This is a genomic window from Altererythrobacter sp. GH1-8, from assembly GCF_043702085.1.
Lineage (GTDB): Bacteria > Pseudomonadota > Alphaproteobacteria > Sphingomonadales > Sphingomonadaceae > Erythrobacter.
In genome coordinates, this window is sequence record NZ_CP171690.1 from 3028596 (window position 1) to 3047812 (window position 19217).

Below are 19217 nucleotides of genomic sequence, written 5' to 3' on the forward strand. Positions count from 1 at the left end.
AAACGTAGATGGACCCGGCGGTTTTCTGCGGGATTTGCGCAAAGCCGCGCTGGGCCCGCTTAACAATCCCTAATTTTTTCCAAATGCCTTGGACGACCCTCGAACCGGGCCGAATTAATTTTTCGGCAAATCTTACCTGCCGATTCAGTTTGCCCGTCCTCGCGACATATCAATCGAGATGATTCGCTGCGCGCGGGAGAAGCGCCTATCAGACGCAGCCGTCGCCCATTGCAGCAATCCAATCCGAAATGAGTTTCGTGCCTTCCTGATGAGACAGGGAGCGGCCCAGTTCCGGCATCATGATCGAAGGATCTGTCGAGGCCATTCGGTAAGTGAAGATCGACTGGTTGGGATTGCCGGGTACGATACCGAAAGCCCTTCCGCCAGTCCCCTTTCCAGCAGCGATCGGCAGCTTGCACAGGCCCAGCGAAGGCCCCCTCGGCGCGTCATGTTCCAGCAACAGGCCTGACGTGTCAGCCGGCCCGACACGATTGTGACAATGCGCGCAATTGATATCGAGATAGGCGCGCGCACGGGCTTCGAGGCTTTCGGCCTGGTTGTCCCAGACAGCATTGCGAGGGACAGCCCCCGCCTCTGGCACACCGCTCAGCAGCCCTGCCTCAGCCCACGCTGCGATCTGGTTAGCTTGACCATGAGAATAAACGAAGTCCCTGTTCAGATGCCGCGCCTTGGGGCCGATGGGCTGAATCTCACGGGTCGTCGCATTGGTCGCGTGGCAACCCGCGCATTGGTTGGCGTTGGGAACGATGTATGTGAAATCTTGAACCTCTCCGCCAACCTTGACCAGCGTCGCCTGCTGCGCATCCCCTGTCCGCTTGAGCACAGCATCGCTCTGTTCGGCATTCCAGACATAGGGGAGCGCGACCCAGCCCTCCTCGCGGTGAACGAGCAGGCGCGTTTCCACCAGCCGGACCGCGTCCAGCCGAAACCCCTCGGCTAGGCGCTGTGCTGTTCGGTCTTGCTCCAGCAGATACTCGCCAGTGCGCTGCGTCGGATAATAGAAGGTCTTCGAAATGACCGTGCCAACGGGAAAGTCAAAAACCTCCTCCACGTCATATCCGGCTACCTTCCCTTCCGGGAGCCACACGGTACGCAGCTTGTGCGCATAGTCGGTGAAGAGCGAGGAATTGAGGTCGTAGGGGGTGACACGGTGGTTGAGCGCGAGCTCGCCATCCTCGATCCGGACAAGGTTCCACTCGCTCAGCCGTGCAGGCATTCCTTCATCGTGGAAAACCGGGGTTGTGGATGCGGCAAGTTCTGGCCCCGCACGCGATCCCTCTCCGCACGCGGTCAATAGCAGCAGACCCGCCAGCAAGGCACCGACGGCCGATGCGAACGCAAGAGGCTTCACTCGCCGGTCAACTCCAGTTCCACCGCAGGAAGTTTGGGCAGCGTGCATCTGTGGTCCGCCGGATCGGTCGAAGGGTTGGCAAAGTCATTCGGCCCGTCGACGTTGAGGATACCCACATCGCCATTATCGATGCAGATGCGTTCGCTCAGCGGGAGCTTGCCTTCCACCGTTTTCGTGGGGTTGAAATAGCCATCCCACAGGACATCGGGAAAAGCGCCGTTGATGCCAAACATGACCGTCTTGAGCGTCTTCAGCTCAAGCCCGTCCGGCGAGCTTCCCCCACCTGAAAGATCGTTGCCGTAGATGAAGATGCCTTCTGGATAGGGATCATAGCCCTGGACCGCGTTTCGCTCTGAATAATTGGTTGAATATACGCTGGATACGATGATGTTTGCTGTGTTGTTGTCCCTGATTTCATTATTGAAAATCTCGACCTGATCATTCGAACTCACGACGATCCCGGATCCCGCCGGAACGCTGGCAACCGGCGTGCCTTCATGTCCGAAATTCTCCGTGTTGTTGCCGATAACCTTGTTGTTGAAGACCCGCGTGCGCTTCCCCTCCTGAGCAAGGTTGGGCATGTTGAACACCAGTATGCCGCCAGTGTTGTTGGTCGCGATATTCTCGTAGACGTCAGCATCGATCGTGTTTTCGATTTCGATCCCTGCTACATTGTATTCAGCCCGATTGCGACGCACGATCACGTTCTTCGACTGACCGATATAGAGCCCCGCATCGGACGCACCGATTGCGACATTGTCCTCCATCAGCACATTGGTGGTCTGCACCGGATAGATGCCATAAGCGCCATTTTCGGTCTTGTAGCCATCGGTCCATTCGACCCTGACGCCGCGAATGACGATAGTGTTTCCTTCGCTGATTTTCAGCGCGTCCCCGATCGTGTCTTCGATCGCAAGGTTCTCGATCGTGAAATTGTTAGCTGTGACCAGCAGGCCTTCGGCGCCTGCGACCTGTCCCTTGAAAGAGAGGATCGACTTGTCCATGCCCGCCCCACGGATCGTCACCCCGTCAACGGTTAGGCTGAGACTTCGAGTTATCGGAAACTTGCCTTCGGGGATCGTGATGACATCGCCGGGTTTGGCATCCAGCAGTTGTGCCATGAGTTTTTCCTCATAGCCCGGATCGCCCAACGGCATCCCTTCGTCAGAAGCTGTGCCGGAACAACTCGAGGCAAAAAGCAAACATGCGGCCATCAGTGCAAAGCTGTGCGCAAAACGCATTTCTCATTCCCTCCCTGCGCGCGTGCGAGACGCAGCGTCTACCCGCGCGGGAGTATGGCCAGTCTGGTATGGCCGCGCAAGACGGCGAAGTGCGGCCTTAACCGACCCAGACATCGAGAACGTAGCGTTCTTCAGCGATCAACCTGTCGATCCAGGCTTGCGCCTCTGGTTCGCTACATCCGCGTCTCGCCGCGCAGATAGCGGTGAGCGCTTTGCGGACATCAGGTTCCATCCTGGCGCCATCACCGCAGACATAGATCCGCGCGCCCTGTTCGATCAGCGCCCATACGCGATCCGCCTCCTTCGCGATCAGGTCCTGCACATACCTGCGGCGGCTATCTTCCCGACTGAAGGCTGTGTGCAGCGAAACTATGCCGTTCCGATCGAACGCTTCAAGCTCATCGCGGTACAGGAAATCATGATCGCGATGGCGGCATCCGAAGAAGAGCATCGCATCGCCGAGCGTCTCACCTTGTTCTTTGAGCATGGCGCGCTGCTGAAGAAACCCGCGGAACGGTGCGATGCCGGTGCCAGGTCCGACCATGATGATCGGGGTCGCAGCGTCTTCCGGCAGACGGAATTTCCCGGTCGGCTTGCGCACAAGCGCCTTGAAACGCTCGCCCGGCTCCAGTTCTGCAAGATAGTTGGAGCACGTACCCTTGTACTCGCCCTTGCCCGACAGTGCCGGCCCCTTCACTACACCGACGGTGATCGAACACTGCCCTTGCGCGGCCCCGGGAGCCGACGAAATCGAATAGTAACGCGGACTCATGAAGGGGATAAGCTCGAGGAAGACCGCCAGCGGGAGTTCGCAGGCCGGGAATTCTTCCAGCAGTTCGAGGATGGATTTGCGCTTGGCCAGCACCTCTGAGGCATAGAGGTCCTCGCCGTCGTCTGAGGGCGGTTTTGCCAGTGCTTCGAGCTTCGCTCGTGAAGCCGGGCACTCAGCATAGCGCGCCAGTGTTGCCACGTCCTTGCGGGTAGCGACTGCCTGAAGCTCGCCTGCATGCTGCGCCAGCCGAAGGACGGAGAATGTGCTGCCACTCGGGAACGGCCCGCGCATATCGCTGCGCGATTCAATCCGCACATAAGTGTCGCGATCGAGGCGGAAGCGGCGCAGCAGCCGGTCGACAATCGCATCATCATTGACTGGCACAACGCACAAATGGTCGCCCGGTTCGTATTCCATCCCCTCATCGAGGCGGACTTCGATATGCCTGGTCGAGCGCGGATCGTCGATACTGACATCCTTGAGCTCTTCGTTGCGCAAGACTTCTACATCGCGCGCGCCAATTCTATCGGCGACCTGATTTGCGGTCACACTCTGTGTGATCTCCACTGTGTAGAGCGGTTCAGAAACCGCAGCAGCTTCCAGCTCCAGATCAATCCCGAAAGACTTCGCAACCGCTGGTACAACGCTGTCGAGCCAGGTGTGGAACTGGGTATCAACGTCGCTGCGCGCATCGAGCTCCGTCGTCTCGACAATCCGCCTGGCCCCAAGCGCCTGCATCCGCGCATCGATCTTGCGCGGGACATCCTGAAAAGTCGCTGCCCAATCCGAGTTGCCGCAGCCCAGCACCAGATAAGAGACATCATCCAGCCGCGTATCGGTCTGCTCTAGCCACTCGACAAACATCGCGGCGTTGTCCGGCGGCATGCCGTTATAGGATGCGCAGGCAATCGCAACCGCGCCTTCTGCCGGAAGCTTGCCAACATAGGCATCGAGCTCAGCCATGGTCACGTCGAAGCCGCCGAACTCGCTGCGCTGCGCCAGTTCCCGTGCAAAGCTCTCACTGGAGCCAAGGTTGGAACCATAGAGCACTGTGAGCTTCGTGCCATGCGTCGCCACTGGCGCAATGGGCTGCGCTGAGCTCGTCGCCGTTTCCTCTGATCTTGCTACGCCGCCTCGCTCCACATCATCGCGCAGCCGCGCCTTGATGAAGAAGTCATCCGGCTTGATCGAGAGCGTCTCCTTGATGTCGAGCTGGTAATTGCTGGGATCGAACAGCTCGAAGCGCTGCAGCAGCATCGCCAGCACCAGGATCGATTCCTGAATTGCGAATTGCCGCCCGATGCAGGCGCGTTGGCCGTTGCCAAACGGCTTGTATGCGGCAGGATCGCGCTTCGCTTCGGCCTCAGCGCTGAAATTGTCTGGATTGAACGCTTCCGGATTGTCGCCCCAAACCGCCTTGTCGCGATGCAGGGACGGGATCAGCACCGTCGTGAACGTGCCCTTGGGTATGAGATACTTCCCGCCCAGGACTTCGTCCTTGTAAGGCGCGAGGCCGAAGGCAGGCGCAGTCGGCCACAGCCGCAAGGCTTCGAGCAGGATCGCGCGGATGTAGGGCAGCTTCCCGATCTGCGAAAGCGTCGGGGTCTGGTCGATATTGCGCCCCAGCACTGCGTCCACCTCTGCATAAGCGCGCTTCAACACGTCGCGGTTTTTGAGCAGGAAGTAGAGGGTGAAGGAAAGCAGGCCCGATGTCGTTTCATGCCCTGCGATGAGAAAGGTGTTGATCTGGTAGCGGATGTTCTCGTCCGACAGCCGCTCCCCCGTCGCAGCATCGCGGCCCGACAGCATGAAATCGAGCAGGTCCTGCGGTCCATCGCCGCCCCCGGAGCGGCCAACGCTGCGGCGTTCACGAATGATCTCGTCGACGAGGTTGTTCATGTATGCCGCATCGCGATGAAGCTGCTCGATCTGCTGGCGCTTCAGCAGTTTTTCACCGGGCAGCCCGCGCATCTTCTGCGTGGTTTCCAATGTCCGCGTGAGTGCGGCGATGAAGGGATGGAAATCCTGGCGATAGAATGAATTGAAACGGTATCCGAAGCCGCACACGCCAATCGTATCGAGCGTCAGGCGGATCATGTCCTTCGGCACGTCAATCACGTCGTCGGAATTGAGCCGTTCCCATTTCAGCATCAACTGGCTGGCGATGTCGGTCATCATCGGCAGGTAGCTGCCCATCGCCTTCTGGCTGAAGGATGGGAGCAGGATATTGTGCGCCTTGGCCCAGTTGGGATCATCCGTATCGCCCGTAAACAGACCGTCGCCCGCGATCAGTCGCAAGCGCTTGAGAGGACCGCGAACCGTCTTGTCGAAGCGCTTCTCGTCACACACCTCGGCGACCAGGTCCGCGCCGGAGACAAACACCAAAGGCGTCCCCATGATCTCCAGCTGAAAAATCGGCCCGTATTCTTCAGCCAGTTCCATCAGTGACTGGATCATCCGCGATGCATCGACTGTCAGTGCGTTGCCGATGATCGGCTGACCAGGGGGTTGCGGGATGGAAACGGAATCTATTGTGCTCTCCATAGGCTTTGCTTCTGGCAGAGATCATGCCTCAGGCAAAGGGTTTTGAGGTCTTTCACAGCTGGCACTCAAGGGCATTTCCGAGCCTGTTGACAGGCGCAATTCTGCAACGTTCTGGCACAGCCGATCGAAAACCGATTCCGATTCAAAATTCTGTATGGATAACCCCCCTAAGTGGTTCTACATAGGCGATAAATGCCGACCCTGAATGTCGGGATTCGCATGAAGGGACGCACAACATGACCGACATCGTCGGAACCGAAGAACGAGACCTTATCGCAGGCACCGCTGGCGCTGACAACATTGATGCCCGGGGAGGTGATGACGATGTGCGTGCCGCTGGCGGTGACGACGTCATCGACGGAGGCAGCGGCGATGATTTCCTCGATGGCGAAGGTGGCAACGACACCATCGATGGCGGCGATGGCAACGACATCATCTCGGGCGGAAGTGGCACCAACACGCTGCGCGGCGGCAATGGTGATGATCGTCTTCTTGTCAATGGCGAAGCTGACTTCGCTGATGGCGGCGCGGGCAGTGACGAGTTCATCGTCCAACTCTCGAGCTTCAATCCCGACCCATTTGCCCCAGCTCCCACCAACTCTACGATCATCGGCGGGGCCGGTAACGATCTCGTTTCCTACCGGTCAGAAGGTGCCGGCGGATCCATCGATCTGGGAGCGGATAATGATACGCTGAATCTGCAACTGGTTGGGACAGGCCTTACGATTACCCTGGGGACTGGCACCGATTCCATCGCGCTCTCCAATCTCTCCGCTATCGATCCGGGCAGCGCGACAATTACCGATTTTGTCGCTGGGGATGGCGGCGAGGCCATTGATTTTTCCGGCCTTCGCACCAGCCTGTTCAATTACAATGGCTTCGACAATCCGTTTGGTACGGGCCACTTCATCCTCGAAGCGAGCGGCACTGGTTCGGTTATCCGCTTCGCTCCATTCGCGGATGGCAATGTTACATATTCGCTGTTCTTTCCCAATATCGCGCCGACGCAATTTACCGCGCACAATTTCGGCGGACTGGAACCCGACGGGACATCCACCAACGGACCGCCGATCAACGGTACCCCCAATCCTGACAACATCACCGGCACCAATCTAGGCGAGACTATCGATGGCCGAGCCAGCGATGACATCATCAATGCGCTTGGTGGCAATGACACGATTATCGGCGGTTCAGGCAGCGACACGCTGAACGGCGGAGACGGAGATGATCTGTTCATCTTCGACTTTACTGGCGAACCCGGTTTCAATCCAAGCCAGGATCCGGCAAATGATGCAGCGATCAATGGCGGAGCAGGCACGGACACGATCAGAATAATCGGATCGAATCAAGGCAGTTCTATCGTCGAATACGACCTCGGCACAGGTGACCTTCCGATTACCAGCATCGAAGGGCTCGAGCTGTCCGGCAATACCGCGCTTCTTGGGACGATTGCACAATTCAGCGCATTCACCCGCATCATAGCCCCCAATCTCCGGATAACCGACAACGGCTCCTTCGATCCGGCAGGCTATTTTGAAGTCATCCAATTGTCCTTGCCTGACGGCGGAGTCAGCATCGATTTGTCTGGTAACAACGTTCACGTCCTCAACATCGTTTCCGGTAATGGTAATGATACAATTATCGGACCTGACAGCGGCGTTTCCGATGCTGAGCCTTGGGAAGTAATCCAGGTCGGCATCGACGTACGCGGCGGCAATGATACGGTCGTTGCCGGCAACATCAGCACCCGCATTCTTTCAGGCGGCGGCAACAACAATTTCACCGGTAGCGGGTTTGACGATTTTTTCCTGCTGAGCGGCGATGGAAACAACACCGTCAATGGTGGCGGAGGTAATGACGAAATCATCATTGGTGGCCAGGGTGTTCTCAGCATTAATGGCGGGGCAGGCGACGACACGATCAGAGTCACATTCCTCGACAATGGCGACAGCGTGGTTGGTGGCGATGGTTATGACCGGCTGATCATCGATACCGGCAACGATTTTGACGATTACGACATTACCGGCGTCACCTTTTCCAGCGATATCGAAATTCTCGAAAGCCAGGGGCAAGGCAATGTCATTGCGACAATCGCGCAGCTCAATGGGTTCGATGAACTTCAGTTGCGCTATCTGACGATTGCAGACGGCGGTTCGTTGGCGCTTACCAATGCTCCGCTTCAGCTCCGCCTGAGCGCAGCGGGTAATGAAGTTGACCTGCGCGCTGTCACCGGCCAGTTCGTTACCGTTTTCGGCAACGTGTCCGATGATGTGATCTATGGCGGGCAGGAGTTCAACAACCTGGTCGGCGGGGGCGGAAATGACCGCCTGTTCGGCGGAAACGTTGACGATAGCCTCTTTGGCGATGGCGGCTTCGATGTCCTCGAAGGGTTTGGCGGAGCGGACACGCTGCGGGGCGGCGACGAAGATGACCGCCTTATCGGCGGCGCTGATAATGACTGGCTCGAAGGCGGCGAACATATCGATACCGCTGTTTTCAGCGGCAACCGCGCCGACTACACCATTACGCAGATCCAGCTCGGCGTGTTCGAGGTGGTCGGACCGGATGGCACCGACCGTCTTGAGACAATCGAATTCGCTGAATTCGCTGACGAGAGGGTTCGCCTATATCGCGGCGAAGGCGTCTCCGTGAACTTTGATCCTGCCGACCCCTTCTCATACCAGGTAGCGATGACCAATATCCGCGACTTCAGCGGTAATGATCTGGGCGGCTACAGCAGCTGGCTTTGGATTGGTGCTTCGGACATCAATGGCGATGGCGATGTCGACCAGATCCTCGTCAATGCGGAGATCGGCCGGTTTGCCACAGTCGGAACTGCACCCGATGGCCTCGTCTATTTCGCGGACCATAGCTGGGCGGGCGAGACGCGCGTCGCAGGCATCTATATCGATCCGCTGGTGCTGTCGGGCGATGTCGTCGCCGGCGGCCCCTTCGACAGCCAGACGCGTTTCCAGAACGATCTGGTGATCCAGAATATCAACCGTGTTCTCGGCGCGGATGATTATGATGGCGATGGTATTCAGGAAGTCTATTTCGCGCTGACCGATGGGACGGCTTACCTGCGCGCCTTCATGCATGCCGACGGCAACATCCGCTACGCCAATTACCAGTCGCAGCAGCAGATGATCGATTATCTCACCGCCAACGGCTATAATGAAAGCACGTATGGCAGCTGGCTTTATGGTTCCGGCGCGCAGGAAGACCCGGCCAGCAGCGGGAAGGCTTCGAGCCTGCTCGATCCGGTCGCGGACCCTGAGAGCAGCGACAAGCAAGATGCCGGTTCGGGCAGCAGCTCAGGCGGCGGCTCAGGCGGCGGCTCAGGCGGCGGCGATGGGAGCAGCGCCTTGATCGGATCGATGCTCGCCGACGCGTGGATGACCGATTTCGCGAACGCCAGCCTGGCAGGGCCTCTTCAGGCGGCGGGATGGTCTTTCACGGAACAGCAACAAAATATCGAATTCTTTGGGTGAGATGACCGATTGCTGTTTGTGACGATCATTTCATCATGAATTGCAAGCGATTTACCATTCATTTCATTGCACTGGTAAGTCTCCTTCCATAAGCTTCGGAGATTGAACGGAATTTGGACTGGATCGATGTCACCTCTGGCCTTTGCGACTGGATGCGCGGCGCTCGTGCTTGCTTTTGAAAGTGTCGGCTTGGCGCGCGGCCCTGAGCCAAGGTGCAGCGCAATCGGTGGGGAGGTAATCAGCCAGGATCTGACCAGCGAGGATATCTGTCGCAGCTTTTCGCGCCAGCTTGTAAATTCATTGCTGGATCAGTCTGTACAGGTTGAACCAGAGGAAGTGGAATTGGCTATCGCAATCTCGAAGAAGGGTTCGATATCGGCACAAGCCGCAATACGCACTGTCAATCAAGCATTCGCATTTCCAGAAGTTACTCTGGATGTTTCAGATCGAGCCCTTGCAGTGAGAGATCTGGACCATCTCGCCATTTCCGTTGCAATGGTTATCGCGCGCGAGTTGCAAGCGCGTGGGCCGCAGTGAAGTCGGCGCAGTTGAAGGGAACCAGTGAGGTCGTTTATGTTTGAGCAGTCACTTCTTGATGCCAGCCTTGAGGCAAGGCGCGGCAGCGAGTTCTTCAGTGCCACGAATTCGCTGACCAACAGCAGTTTTGGGGTAACCAAAACGCCGTTCCACTTTGAAGGCTGCTCATGCTCTGGATGCCATGCGCACGACGATGATGGAAAGGATTTCCAGCCCGGTGGGGCCGGCACTGCAACAACGGACACGATCCCTGCCAGCACAGCCACGACCGAGACCCTCGCGCCAGGAAGTGCGGTAACCAGCTCGATCGACACAGGCAGTGACCAGGACTGGTTCAGGATCAACCTGACTGCTGGCGAAACCTATACTTTTACAGTGTACCTGCCGGGCGGCGGTCTGCAGGATAGCACGCTGACCTTGCGCAACAGCACAGGTGGACTGATCACCACCAATGACGATGCCAATACGGGCGCTGGCCTCTATTACTCCGAGATCACTTTCACCGCACCCACAACCGGCACCTACTATCTGGATGTCGGAAGCTGGAGCACGCTTACAGGGCAGTATTACCTCTCCAGCTCACGCCCGAATAATGACGATGTCGGCGGAAGCGTCGCGGGAAGCGCCGCATTCACATTGGGCAGCACGGTCAACAGCACGCTCAATGTGACAGGCGACCGCGACTGGTATGCAGTCACGCTCGAAGCGGGTCAGATTTACGAATTCACGACGAGCAGCACTGGCGGCGGCGCAGATGCCGATACGACCCTTACCTTGCGCGATGCTTCCGGCAATGTACTCGCCTGGAATGACGACAGCTCGGGCACCTATTCACGCATCCGCGTCGAGGTAGAGACAACCGGCACCTATTACATCGATGTTGGTGGCTGGGCGGATAGCTCGTCAGGCTCCTATCAATTGACCGGCGTTGTGGCGCCACCGCTGCAGGAATACACCAACGATCAGATCGCGGGTCAACTGCTCAGCGGCTATTGGGGTGGGACCGGAACGGAGCGTCGTTTCAACGTTTCCGAAGGCGGCACGCTAACCGTCAACATCACGGCCCTCACAACAGCGGGACAATTCCTCGCTCGCGAGGCCCTCAATCTTTGGAGCGATGTACTCGGAGTGACATTTTCAGAAGTGTCGGGCACTGCCCAAATCACTTTTGACGATAACGAAGAAGGGGCCTTCGCGTCATCGACCGTTTCTGGCGGTTTTATCATCCGCTCCAACGTCAATATTTCGACCGACTGGCTGGCCAACTCCGGCACCACGCTCGACAGCTATTCGTTCCAGACCTACCTGCATGAGATCGGCCACGCATTAGGTCTCGGCCACGGCGGAAACTACAACAACTCAGCGAGCTATACGCAGGATGCCAGCTATCTCAATGACAGCTGGGCAACCACGGTCATGTCCTATTTCAGCCAGAACGAGAACACGTTCTTCCGCGATCAGGGGTTCAGCACCGTCTTCACTCTCACACCGATGGGCGCCGATATTGTTGCCATCCAGAATTCCTATGGCACCTCGACTACCACGCGCACAGGCGACAGCACCTATGGCGTTGGCAATAACACCGGTCGTGACTCATTCGGGGTGGGCGCGAATGCCACCAATAACGCAGGCAATCTGCTGGCCTTTACGATCATTGATCATGGCGGCAACGATACAGTCAACTATTCGACCTTTTCTGCTGCGCAGCTCATCAACCTTAACCCTGAAACCTTCTCCAATGTCGGCGGCAGCGTTGGCAATATGAGCATTGCGCGCGGCACGATCATCGAGAATGCCGTGGGCGGTTCGGGCAATGACCAGCTGATTGGAAATGATGTGGCGAACCGCCTCACTGGCGGTCTCGGCAATGACACGCTTGATGGCGGGAGCAATGTCGACACGGCGGTGGTCTCGGGCAATCGCGCGGCCTACACCGTGACGCAGACATCGACCGGGGTCTTCCGGGTCGTGGGTGCGGACGGCACGGATACGCTCACCAACGTCGAGTTCCTGCAGTTCACTGACCAGACCATCCGCCTGCTGCCCGGGACCGGCATTTCGGTCAATTTCAACACCGCCGATCCCAGTGTTTACCAGACAGCGATGAACGGCATTCGCGATTTTGACGGCAATGCCCTGGGCGGCAATGGCAACTGGCTGCGCATCGGGGCGGCTGACATCAATGGCGATGGCGATATCGACCAGATCCTCGTCAATGATGCGATCGGCCGGTTTGCCACCGTTGGCACGGCGCCCGACGGCCTGGTCTATTTCGCTGACCATAGCTGGGCGGGCGAGACGCGCGTCGCAGGCATCTACATCGATCCGCTGGTGGCCTCGGGCGATGTCGTCGCCGGCAGTCCGAACGATAGTCAGGTGCGCTTCCAGAACGACCTCCAGATCGAGAACATCAACGGTGTCCTCGGCGCGGATGATTATGATGGCGATGGCATCTGGGAAGTCTATTTCGCGCTGACCGATGGTACCGCCTATCTGCGCGCCTTCATGCATGCCGATGGCAACATCCGTTATGCCAATTACCAATCGCAGCAGCAGATGATCGATTATCTCACCGCCAACGGCTACACCGAAAGCACCTGGGGCAGCTGGCTCTATGGCGGCAGCGGGCAGGAGCCGCCAGCAAGCGGCAAGCCGGGCGAGCTGAACAATCCGGTCGCGGACCCTGAGAGCGGCGGCAAGCAAGATGCCGGTTCGGGCAGCAGCTCAGGCGGCGGCTCAGGCGGCGACGATGGGTGGATGATGCCGGGCGAGGCGATCGCAGGAGAGCTGGCTCTCGCCAGCCAATCCCTGCTCGAACAGCAACTGCACGCCGAGTTCTTCGGGTAGGGGCTCATCAAGCGAGCCCTGCCGAGGACACTCAGTCCTTCTGGATCGGCACCCGCTCAGTAGACAACGACTGAGCGGATGCTTTCGCCTGCGTGCATCAGGTCAAAGCCCTTGTTGATTTCGTCGAGCGTCAACCGGTGGGTGATCATTGGATCGATCTTGATCTTGCCGTTCATGTACCAGTCGACGATCTTGGGCACATCGGTCCGGCCCTTGGCTCCGCCGAATGCTGTGCCGCGCCAGTTGCGCCCGGTGACGAGCTGGAACGGCCGCGTCGAGATCTCTCGTCCAGCTTCAGCTACGCCGATAATGATCGAAGTGCCCCACCCCTTGTGACAGCATTCGAGCGCATCGCGCATCACTTCCACATTGCCTGTGCAGTCGAAGCTATAATCGGCCCCGCCGTCGAGCAGTTCGACGATGTGGTCGACCACGTTTGCGGTCTCGCGCGGGTTGACGAAATCGGTCATGCCGAATTTCTCGCCCCATTCGCGCTTGGCAGTGTTGATATCGACACCAACGATGCGGTCGGCGCCCGCCATCCTCGCGCCCTGGATGACGTTGAGCCCGATCCCGCCCAGCCCGAACACCACGACATTGTCGCCGGGCTGGACTTTGGCGGTGTTGACCACTGCGCCGACGCCCGTCGTCACACCGCAACCGACATAACAGCTGGTATCGAACGGCGCATCCTCGCGGATCTTGGCAACTGCGATTTCAGGCAGCACGGTGAAGTTCGAAAAGGTCGAGCAACCCATATAGTGGTAGATCGTTTCGCCCTTGTAGCTGAAGCGGCTCGTCCCGTCTGGCATCAGGCCCTTGCCCTGTGTCGCACGGATTGCGCTGCAAAGGTTCGTCTTGCCGGATAGGCACATTTTGCACTGCCGGCATTCGGGCGTGTAGAGCGGGATCACATGGTCGCCGGGCTTCACGCTGGTCACGCCTGCGCCCACTTCGCGCACCACGCCGCAGCCTTCGTGACCGAGGATCGAAGGGAAGATGCCCTCGCTGTCGAGCCCATCGAGGGTATAGGCATCGGTGTGGCAGATACCGGTCGCCATGATCTCGACCAGCACTTCGCCTTGCTTCGGCCCTTCAAGGTCAAGTTCGACAATCTCAAGCGGCTGCTTGGCTTCAAAGGCGACGGCGGCTCTGGTCTTCATGATCGATGTCCTCCCTGGCGAAATGCTCGGCTGCTATAGAGGGGTGCGGCGACCCGATCCATGGCTACCTTGCGAAACCTGTTCAGCGGGCGCTTGCTCACGTGACAAACGCCTTGTCGCGATACGCTGCACGATCCCAGTCGCGGTTCGCGCATACCGCGCGTAATCGATCCACCGCTTCCACAATATCCGCGTAACCCAGATAGAGCGGGGTAATTCCAAACCGCATGACATCAGGCATGCGGAAGTCTCCGATTACGTCACGCGCCTTGAGCGCCTGCATCATCGCATAGGCCTGCGGGTGAGCATAAGCGACATGGCTCCCGCGCTCTGCGCTCTCGGGCGGACTGGCCAAGGAAAAGCCGAATTCGTCGCACAAGGGCTGCATTTCCCGGATCAAGAGCTCTGACAGCGCAATCGACTTGCGCCGAACCTCGCCCATGTCTGCGCGAAGCATCAGGTCGACCCCGGATTCCAGCGCGGACATGCCGAGAATTGTCGGGGTTCCGCACTGAAAGCGATCGATGCCGGGGGCTGGTTCAAAGCCTTCTTCAAAGTCGAAAGGTCTGGCGTGGCCAAACCAGCCAGACAGCACCGGATGCGCCCCATGGTGCCGATGCGCTGCAAACAGAAAGGCCGGAGCACCCGGACCGCCATTGAGAAATTTGTAGCCGCACCCCACCGCGAAGTCTGCCTCCGCAGCGTTGAGATCCACCTCGATAGCGCCAGTGCTATGGCTCAAATCCCAGACGACAAGCGCACCAACCTCATGCGCGCGCCGCGTCAATTGCGCCAGATCGTGCATCCTCGCGGTCTTGTAATGCACCTGCGTCAGGAGCAGCACTGCCACTTCGTCGGTCAAGGCATTGAGCAATTGTTCCCGCGCGACCGCGCGGCATTCGGTGCCGTTCCCTTTGAAGCGCGCAAGACCTTGCATCATGTAGCCGTCAGTGGGGAAGTTCCCGGCCTCGGTCAGAAGGACCTTCCGACCCTCTCGCAGCGAAAGTGCAGCAGTCAAAGCCTTGAAAATATTGATGGAGGTCGAATCTGCGACAATGACCTCTCCCGGCCCGGCTCCGATCAGGCGGGCGATCTTGTCGCCAATCCGGCGCGGGGCCTCGACCCAATTCGCGCTCATCCAGCTATCGATCAGTCCCTCGCCCCACTCTTGCGAGACAACTGTCTGCATTCGCTCGGCAGTTGCCTTGGGCAAGGCCCCAAGGGAGTTTCCGTCGAGATAGACAAGCCCGTCTCGCAGGAGGAATTGATCGCGGAAGTGGCGCATCGGATCGGCTGCATCCCATGCGGCAATCTCGTCACGTTGGGATGCCATCAGTCAAGCTCCCGCAGGATCGCGCGGACCGGGCTTGCATCGGCATTCTCAATCGCCAGCGGAAGCGCGATCAGTTCGTAGCGGCCTGCGGGAACAGCCTCAAGCACCAGGCCTTCAAGGATCCGCATATCGCCGGAAAGGATCTCATGGTGGGCATCCATGGTCTTCGAATTCTGCGGATCCAGCGACGGAGCATCCGTACCAATCAGGATCGTGCCGTTCTCTCGCAGCCGGATGATGACCTCTGGAGCAATCGCGGCGAATTCCGGATCCCAGGCTTCGTGCGGAAACCGGTCATAGGTTCGAAAGAGGACGCGCTTTGCCCCTTGGATTGCACTCCAGTCGCAGTCGGAAATTTCCACTCTCCCCTCGCAATGGCGAACATCCGTGACCACGCATGGCCCCAGATAGGCATCCAGCGCCACATCCGCGCTCGCGGCCCCGCCATTGCTGTAATGCAGCGGCGCATCTGCATGCGTTCCGGTGTGCAATGCAAGGCTGATCGAGCCAACATTGACCGGGCAGTCCTCGCCAATCTGCGCATGGCGCTTTACCGCCAGTTCCGGTTCACCCGGCCATAGCGGCGTCCGCGGACCGATCCGCTGCGAGATATCCCAGATCTTTCCAGTTGGGTGTTTCATCCGGCATGAGCTTTGCCTCACCCTCCGCCGCCTTACAATGGCCTAGGCGCTATCTGTGCAAGACAGCAGCCAATTCTCAGGACAAGATGGCGTCGACGGGCACATGCTCATAACCCAGCTCTTGCGCGACCGCTTGATAGGCGACCTTGCCGCCATGCACGTTGAGCCCAGCCGCAAGATGCGGGTCAGCTTTCATGGCTTCTTTCCAGCCAAGGGTCGCAATCCTGAGCGCGTGCGGCAGAGTGACATTATTGAGGGCATATGTGCTCGTACGTGCGACGGCTCCGGGCATGTTCGCAACACAGTAATGCACGATATCGTCCACCACATAGGTCGGGTCAGCATGGGTTGTAGGCCGCGACGTCTCGAAGCAGCCGCCCTGATCGATCGCAACGTCAACCAGCACTGCTCCGGTTTGCATGTCTTTCAGCATCTCGCGGCTGACCAGCTTCGGAGCTGCCGCGCCCGGGATCAGCACCGCGCCAATAACAAGGTCCGCGTCACACACTGAATCGTAGAGATTGGCGACGTTTGAGAAACGCGTCTTCGCGCGGCTCTCAAAGTGGATTCCAACCCGCTCCAGCACTTCCGGATCGCGATCAAGAATAGTGACATCCGCGCCCAGCCCTGCCGCCATCTGCGCCGCGTTGAAGCCAACCACCCCGCCGCCAATAATCGCGACCTTGGCCGGCATCACGCCGGGCACACCGCCGATCAGAACACCGCGTCCGCCATGGGCCTTTTCCAGCGCGGTCGCGCCAGCCTGAATGCTCATCCGGCCAGCTACCTGGCTCATCGGCTTGAGCAGCGGCAAGGTGCGGCCCGGCCCTGTGACGGTCTCATAAGCGATGGCTGTCACGCCCGAAGCGACAAGGTCAGCGGTCTGGTCCGGATCAGGTGCCAGATGGAGATAAGTGTAGAGGATCTGCCCTTCGCGCAGCTTGGCTCGTTCTGCCGATTGCGGTTCCTTGACTTTGACCACCATCTCGCACTCGGCAAAGATCGGGTCCGGCCCATCAACGATCGTCGCTCCCGCCGCAACATAGGCCGCGTCCAATGCGCCAATGCCCTGACCAGCACCGCTTTCGATCCAGACTTCATGACCGTTTGCAACCAGTTCACGCGCGCTCTCTGGCGTCAAACCAACGCGATATTCGTGATTCTTGATCTCTTTTGGGCAACCGACACGCATCTTCTCTCACCTTTCCAATGAGCTATCATGATAGCATGAAATGGGTGCCAAATTGTCCTTTTCTTCCGGCCAAATGCGGTTAAGCCGGGAAAAATTACGATGTAATTGCCAGTATCGGGAGGATTTTGTGCAGAAGACAGATGCAAGAATTCTGCAGGAGCTACAAACAGACTCGGGTCAATCGATTGCACAGATTGCGGAGAAGGTTTCGCTTTCGACATCGGCTTGTCACCGCAGGATCAAGGCGCTCGAAGATACTGGAGTCATAATCGGATACTCGGCAGATCTCAGTGCCCGTGCGTTGGGATTACGCCTTCAGGCCTTCGTGGAGATCAGGCTGAGTGAGCAAAGCCAGCAATCGATGGAGCGGTTCGAGGAAGCCGCACGAAGTTTCGAAGAGATTTTGAGCTGCCACCTGCTGTCAGGCGACAGCGACTATATGCTGCGCGTTGCTGCGCGGGATCTCGATCATTTTGACCGGCTTCATCGAGATTGCCTGTCCCAATTGCCCGGCGTCCTCTCGATGAAGAGCAGCTTTTCCATCCGGGAAGTCAAAGCCTGGTCGGGTTATCCAGTGTCCCTGGACTGACCCCTGAAAAAAGGTCCCGACTGGTCATGTTGCCGGTGAAGGTTCGCTGGCAACTGGCGCGCCCTTGAGCTCCTTCTCGGTCAGGCGATAGCCAAGCAGCAGCCACAGACCGATCGCTCCGCAGATGGCGGGCAAGACTGCCACTGTCATGTAGAGCGCCGTATGCACGTTTTCGCCTTGCGAGACGTCAGGCGGCAAGGAATTGTCAAAGCCGCCAATGCTAAGCGCAATGCCGACGATAAACGGCCCCAGCGCTCCCGTCAGTTTCTCCACGAAGCTGTAAAGAGCCGTGTAGGCCCCTTCCCGGCGCACCCCGGTCCTGCGGCTGTCCCATTCGATGATGTCAGTCAGCATGGACATGGCCAGAACCACATTACCGGTCGCAGCGGTACCAATAACGATGCCTCGCGCCACAATCGACCAATTGGGCTCACCCGGTCCAGCGAGGAGCCAGCTAAGCACTCCAACGATGTAGCAAACGGCCGCCACGCAATAGGCCTCTCGTTTGCCGAACTTGCGTGAGATGCGCACAAGCACTGGTGCCGCGACAATTGTCGCGATCGTCAGCGCGGTCGCATAGACTATCAAGGTGTAGAAGGTCAGCTCAAGCGTCTGGACGAGAAAGAACAGGAATGCGCCGCCCGTCAGTTGCACGCCCAGAAGCTGCGCGAACTTTACGCCGATCAGGCGCAGGAAATGCCGGTTACCCCAGACCGCGTCAAACTCCTGCGTGAGATTGGTCATTATGCTGGGGCGTTTGGTGAAACGGGCCTTGGCCGTGGAGAAATAGGCGATCATCATGGTGATGAAGATCAGCCCCGAGCAACCCAACGCATAATAGACATACGCGATCCATTCCTCGCGTCCGAAGGCTTCGAGAATAGTGCCTGGCAAGATCGCCGCGGCCAGAAACGCACCCGAAGCGACGAACACGATCCGGTAGCCGTGAATGGACGACCTTTCGTGATAGTCATCAGTCATCTCTGCGGGCATGGCGAGGTAGGGGATGTTGAAGATCGTGAAACCCGCCGCATAGACGCACAAAGCGAAGAACAGGTAGGTCGCTGTCAGCCACTCATTGGCAAATACAGGTGTCGTGAACACCATGGCCATGCTGATCGCGCTGATGATCGCGCCCCAGACCAGGAACGGTCGGCGCCTCCCTTTGGGCGATTCAATGCTGTCGCTCCACCGGCCTACGATGGGGTCAGTGATGACATCGAACAGTTTGGAAAGCAGAATCACCAGACCGGCGAGCCATGGCGATATGCCCAGCACCGATACGGCATAGAACAGGATAAAGGTCGAAATACCATTCATCAGCATGGCGACGCCAAACGCGCCGGTCGCCCAGCCGAGCTTCAGCTTGATTGGCAGCTTGCCGACGTGAGATCCTTCAGCCGCAACCGGTGTTGACGCGATACTCATTGTTGTTGTGATCCCACCAGCTGAAAACCTGACTTTGGCACCTGATCATCGCTGAGTACAGCTTGCC

At 58.4% G+C, this 19217-nt stretch carries 11 protein-coding genes; 3 read left to right on the forward strand and 8 right to left on the reverse strand.

The window, feature by feature from the left end:
- Positions 1-208: 208 nt before the first annotated feature.
- The 3 genes from ACG9DO_RS14620 to ACG9DO_RS14630 all read right to left on the reverse strand — a co-directional run bounded on the left by ACG9DO_RS14620 (position 209) and on the right by ACG9DO_RS14630 (position 5929).
- Positions 209-1237, reverse strand: a complete 1029-nt coding sequence (locus ACG9DO_RS14620; protein WP_394729204.1) for an SO2930 family diheme c-type cytochrome — start codon at positions 1235-1237, stop codon at positions 209-211.
- A 131-nt stretch (positions 1238-1368) separates the two neighbouring features.
- Positions 1369-2613 carry a parallel beta-helix domain-containing protein gene (locus ACG9DO_RS14625; RefSeq protein WP_394729206.1) on the reverse strand — a complete coding sequence of 415 codons (1245 nt, stop codon included), beginning with the start codon at positions 2611-2613 and terminating at the stop codon, positions 1369-1371.
- A gap of 97 nt (positions 2614-2710) precedes the next feature.
- Positions 2711-5929 (reverse strand): bifunctional cytochrome P450/NADPH--P450 reductase, encoded by a 3219-nt coding sequence (locus tag ACG9DO_RS14630; RefSeq protein ID WP_394729208.1) that lies wholly within the window; start codon positions 5927-5929, stop codon positions 2711-2713.
- Between the two features lie 236 nt (positions 5930-6165).
- Between ACG9DO_RS14630 and ACG9DO_RS14635 the strand changes: the two genes are divergently transcribed.
- Positions 6166-9420 carry a calcium-binding protein gene (locus ACG9DO_RS14635; RefSeq protein ID WP_394729210.1) on the forward strand — a complete coding sequence of 1085 codons (3255 nt, stop codon included), beginning with the start codon at positions 6166-6168 and terminating at the stop codon, positions 9418-9420.
- A 573-nt stretch (positions 9421-9993) separates the two neighbouring features.
- On the forward strand, positions 9994-12804 hold the full coding sequence (locus ACG9DO_RS14640; RefSeq protein WP_394729212.1) for a M10 family metallopeptidase C-terminal domain-containing protein: 2811 nt from the start codon (positions 9994-9996) through the stop codon (positions 12802-12804).
- Between the two features lie 56 nt (positions 12805-12860).
- Here ACG9DO_RS14640 and ACG9DO_RS14645 read toward each other — a convergent pair whose 3' ends face one another.
- The 4 genes from ACG9DO_RS14645 to ald all read right to left on the reverse strand — a co-directional run bounded on the left by ACG9DO_RS14645 (position 12861) and on the right by ald (position 17133).
- Positions 12861-13967, reverse strand: a complete 1107-nt coding sequence (locus tag ACG9DO_RS14645; RefSeq protein ID WP_394729214.1) for an S-(hydroxymethyl)glutathione dehydrogenase/class III alcohol dehydrogenase — start codon at positions 13965-13967, stop codon at positions 12861-12863.
- A gap of 97 nt (positions 13968-14064) precedes the next feature.
- The gene (gene kynU / locus ACG9DO_RS14650) at positions 14065-15300 is read right to left on the reverse strand and encodes a kynureninase (protein WP_394729216.1); all 1236 of its coding nucleotides are present in this window, start codon (positions 15298-15300) and stop codon (positions 14065-14067) included.
- Complete coding sequence (kynB, locus tag ACG9DO_RS14655) at positions 15300-15941, reverse strand: arylformamidase (protein ID WP_394729218.1); 642 nt, start codon at positions 15939-15941, stop codon at positions 15300-15302. Before kynB ends, kynU begins: the two co-directional genes overlap by 1 nt.
- A 76-nt stretch (positions 15942-16017) precedes the next feature.
- The gene (gene ald / locus ACG9DO_RS14660; RefSeq protein ID WP_394729220.1) at positions 16018-17133 is read right to left on the reverse strand and encodes an alanine dehydrogenase; all 1116 of its coding nucleotides are present in this window, start codon (positions 17131-17133) and stop codon (positions 16018-16020) included.
- A gap of 40 nt (positions 17134-17173) precedes the next feature.
- Between ald and ACG9DO_RS14665 the strand changes: the two genes are divergently transcribed.
- On the forward strand, positions 17174-17722 hold the full coding sequence (locus ACG9DO_RS14665) for an Lrp/AsnC family transcriptional regulator (RefSeq protein ID WP_394729222.1): 549 nt from the start codon (positions 17174-17176) through the stop codon (positions 17720-17722).
- A gap of 24 nt (positions 17723-17746) precedes the next feature.
- Here the strand turns inward: ACG9DO_RS14665 and ACG9DO_RS14670 are convergent, their stop codons facing one another.
- Entirely contained in the window at positions 17747-19150 is a 1404-nt protein-coding gene (locus ACG9DO_RS14670; protein WP_394729224.1) for an MFS transporter, read from the reverse strand.
- Between the last annotated feature and the right edge of the window lie 67 nt (positions 19151-19217).